The sequence below is a fragment of the Neisseria sp. N95_16 genome (assembly GCF_002551535.2).
Classification (GTDB): domain Bacteria; phylum Pseudomonadota; class Gammaproteobacteria; order Burkholderiales; family Neisseriaceae; genus Neisseria; species Neisseria brasiliensis.
In genome coordinates, this window is record NZ_PDBT02000150.1 from 1 (window position 1) to 1,026 (window position 1,026).

General features: G+C 55.3%; 1 protein-coding gene. It reads right to left on the bottom strand.

All coding sequences use genetic code 11. The features are described 5' to 3' along the window. Positions 1–1,026 (bottom strand): S-layer family protein (locus CRG49_RS12935; protein ID WP_198515177.1); only part of this gene is annotated, 1,026 nt, incomplete at both ends.

Here is a 1,026-nt window from a genome sequence, read left to right on the forward strand (position 1 = left end):
ACGGTCATGTTGTTGACCCACTGCGTATCGCTGACATTGGCTAAAGCAGACGCACCGATTTTGTTGGATACGCCTGCGGTGGCAGCGGCTGCAACCAGGTTTTGCACCGTGCGGCTTCTGCCCAGTTCTTTCAGGGTTTTGCCGACGTTGCCTTTGTTGTTGATCAGTGAGATGGAAGCCTGGGTGGCTAGTGAGGTAAATGCTGCATTGGCTATGGCGGCAGATGTGGTTCCCTGTGCTGCACCGATCAAACCGGCACCGACGCCTCCGGTTGCTGCCGCTACTGCCAGGGCGATAATGGCGGCTCCGGCTCCGGTCAGGCCTTCGGCTTTATAGTCCCACTTGTCGTAGACAAGCTGCACCTGTTTCCAATCGACGTTCTTAGCCGTCTGAAGCTGTTTCAGGTAGGCGTATTCGGGCTGTTTGGCCAGCTTTTCGATTTCGGTTTTCAAATTGCCTTTCGGAATGTCGACGATATAGCCGCCGGGTGCGGACAGTTTGGGCGGAGTAGGGCTTTCGAAGCTGGGCAGTTTTAGCGTTTCGATAGTGCTGCCGCGTCCGGCCTGTTTCTGCCAAAGGGCGGATTTGCTGCTGTTCACGGTTTCAGTGTGCACACTGCTTTTGATGCCTTCAAGAATAATCTTGGCATCTGCTCGTGCCTGATCTCCCACGCCTGCACGGATGACTGCGCCGCCCAGCGTGGTTTCAAACTGGGTGCCTTGCAGTTTGGCGTCCCAGCCTGATTGCAGGTTGGCCGATTCTGCAACTACCCTTGAGGGCAGGGCGGTTTTCATGGTATGGGTCGTAGTATCATGCACCTTGTCGTAGGTAATGCCGATAAACTTGCGCTTTTTGTGGCTGTCGAGTTTGTCGTAGTTGATGTCCTCCACGGCATAGAGAACCAGCCCGCGTCCGGCTTCGATTTTTACGGAGCCGCGGGGTGCGTCAAACAAGGTGGCGTAGGCACCGATATTGCCGCCGGATTTGATTTCAATACCTTGTGACGCACTGAAACTCACAGGGTCG